Here is a 3,164-nt window from a genome sequence, read left to right on the forward strand (position 1 = left end):
TATAACTAGCCTGACGATAACCTACTTTCACACTGGTTGCAGCACTATCATCGGCGCAGAGTTGTTTCACGGTCCTGTTCGGGATGGGAAGGGGTGGGACCAACTTGCTATGGTCATCAGGCATTGACTTGTCTGAGCGGTCGTTCCCGGTTGGGCAACGGCGCTCTAATCTGGAAGTAGTAAGTAATCAGTATCTCGATACTGGGTAATGAAGTTGTGTATCAACGAACGCCTCAACGCACTTCTTATTCACCATAACCTGCTAAGGTTATAGGGACAAGCCGTACGGGCAATTAGTATCAGTTAGCTTAATGCATTACTGCACTTCCACACCTGACCTATCAACGTCCTGGTCTCGAACGACCCTTCAAAGAGCTCAAGGCTCTGGGAAATCTCATCTTAAGGCAAGTTTCCCGCTTAGATGCTTTCAGCGGTTATCTCTTCCAGACTTAGCTACCCGGCAATGCCACTGGCGTGACAACCGGTACACCAGAGGTCTGTCCACTCCGGTCCTCTCGTACTAGGAGCAGCCCCCTTCAAATTTCCAACGCCCACGGCAGATAGGGACCAAACTGTCTCACGACGTTTTAAACCCAGCTCACGTACCACTTTAAATGGCGAACAGCCATACCCTTGGGACCGGCTACAGCCCCAGGATGTGATGAGCCGACATCGAGGTGCCAAACTCCCCCGTCGATATGAACTCTTGGGAGGAATCAGCCTGTTATCCCCAGAGTACCTTTTATCCGTTGAGCGATGGCCCTTCCATACAGAACCACCGGATCACTATGTCCTACTTTCGTACCTGCTCGACTTGTCAGTCTCGCAGTTAAGCACGCTTATGCCATTGCACTATTAGCACGATGTCCGACCGTACCTAGCGTACCTTCGAACTCCTCCGTTACACTTTAGGAGGAGACCGCCCCAGTCAAACTGCCTACCATGCACTGTCCCCGACCCGGATAACGGGCCAAGGTTAGAACCTCAAATGAACCAGGGTGGTATTTCAAGGTTGGCTCCACGAGAACTGGCGTCCCCGCTTCAAAGCCTCCCACCTATCCTACACAGATTGATTCAAAGTCCAATGCAAAGCTACAGTAAAGGTTCATGGGGTCTTTCCGTCTAGCCGCGGGTAGATTGCATCATCACAAACACTTCAACTTCGCTGAGTCTCGGGAGGAGACAGTGTGGCCATCGTTACGCCATTCGTGCAGGTCGGAACTTACCCGACAAGGAATTTCGCTACCTTAGGACCGTTATAGTTACGGCCGCCGTTTACTGGGACTTCAATCAAGAGCTTGCACCCCATCATTTAATCTTCCAGCACCGGGCAGGCGTCACACCCTATACGTCCACTTTCGTGTTTGCAGAGTGCTGTGTTTTTATTAAACAGTCGCAGCCACCAGTTTATTGCAACCCGTTCGCCCTACTGAAGTAAATCAGCCAAGCTACAAGGGCGTACCTTTTCCCGAAGTTACGGTACCAATTTGCCGAGTTCCTTCTCCCGAGTTCTCTCAAGCGCCTTAGAATACTCATCTCGCCCACCTGTGTCGGTTTGCGGTACGGTCTCGTATGACTGAAGCTTAGAGGCTTTTCTTGGAACCACTTCCGATTGCTTCGAAACCTAAGTTTCTCGTCCCACTCCCTTGAATTACGCGCCCGGATTTGCCTAAGCGCCTTCTATGAAGCAGCAACCAACTATTCCAACAGTTGGACAACCTTCCGCGATCCGTCCCCCCATCGCATCATACGACGGTGCAGGAATATTAACCTGCTTCCCATCAGCTACGCATCTCTGCCTCGCCTTAGGGGCCGACTCACCCTGCTCCGATGAACGTTGAACAGGAAACCTTGGGCTTACGGCGTGGGGGCTTTTCACCCCCATTATCGCTACTCATGTCAGCATTCGCACTTCTGATACCTCCAGCATCCTTTACAAGACACCTTCGCAGGCTTACAGAACGCTCTCCTACCATATGCTTACGCATATCCGCAGCTTCGGTGACTGGCTTAGCCCCGTTACATCTTCCGCGCAGGACGACTCGATCAGTGAGCTATTACGCTTTCTTTAAATGATGGCTGCTTCTAAGCCAACATCCTGACTGTTTTAGCCTTCCCACTTCGTTTTCCACTTAGCCAATCTTTGGGACCTTAGCTGGCGGTCTGGGTTGTTTCCCTCTTGACGCCGGACGTTAGCACCCGACGTCTGTCTCCCAAGCTCGCACTCATCGGTATTCGGAGTTTGCAATGGTTTGGTAAGTCGCGATGACCCCCTAGCCATAACAGTGCTCTACCCCCGATGGTGATACTTGAGGCACTACCTAAATAGTTTTCGGAGAGAACCAGCTATTTCCAAGTTTGTTTAGCCTTTCACCCCTACCCACAGCTCATCCCCTAATTTTTCAACATTAGTGGGTTCGGACCTCCAGTGCGTGTTACCGCACCTTCATCCTGGCCATGAGTAGATCACTTGGTTTCGGGTCTACACCCAGCGACTATCGCCCTGTTCGGACTCGATTTCTCTACGGCTTCCCTATATGGTTAACCTTGCCACTGAATGTAAGTCGCTGACCCATTATACAAAAGGTACGCAGTCACGGAACAAGTCCGCTCCTACTGTTTGTATGCACACGGTTTCAGGATCTATTTCACTCCCCTCCCGGGGTTCTTTTCGCCTTTCCCTCACGGTACTGGTTCACTATCGGTCGATTACGAGTATTTAGCCTTGGAGGATGGTCCCCCCATATTCAGACAGGATTTCTCGTGTCCCGCCCTACTTGTCGCACGCTTAGTTCCACACATCGCATTTCACATACGGGGCTATCACCCGCTATGGCTCCTATTTCCAGAGGATTCTGTTATGCGTCATGCTAAAACGTGCAGGCTCTTCCCATTTCGCTCGCCACTACTTTGGGAATCTCGGTTGATTTATTTTCCTGCAGCTACTTAGATGTTTCAGTTCGCCGCGTTCGCTTTGCATACCTATGTATTCAGTATGCAATGACCTAAAAGGCCGGGTTTCCCCATTCGGAAATCTGCGGATCAAAGCTTGTTTGCTAGCTCCCCGCAGCTTATCGCAAGCTACTACGTCCTTCATCGCCTGTAATCGCCAAGGCATCCACCATGTGCACTTATTCACTTGTCCCTATAACGTTAGCCCCTTG

Annotated in this window: 2 rRNA genes; both read right to left on the reverse strand. The window is 50.9% G+C overall.

The annotated features are described in order from the left end of the window. Positions 1 to 8: 8 nt before the first annotated feature. A 5S ribosomal RNA gene (gene rrf, locus BMX85_RS29790) occupies positions 9 to 121 on the reverse strand. A gap of 151 nt (positions 122 to 272) precedes the next feature. Then, a 23S ribosomal RNA gene (locus BMX85_RS29795) occupies positions 273 to 3,145 on the reverse strand. Between the last annotated feature and the right edge of the window lie 19 nt (positions 3,146 to 3,164).

Origin of the sequence: Duganella sp. CF517 (assembly GCF_900110275.1) — a bacterium.
Classification (GTDB): Bacteria; Pseudomonadota; Gammaproteobacteria; order Burkholderiales; family Burkholderiaceae_D; genus Rugamonas.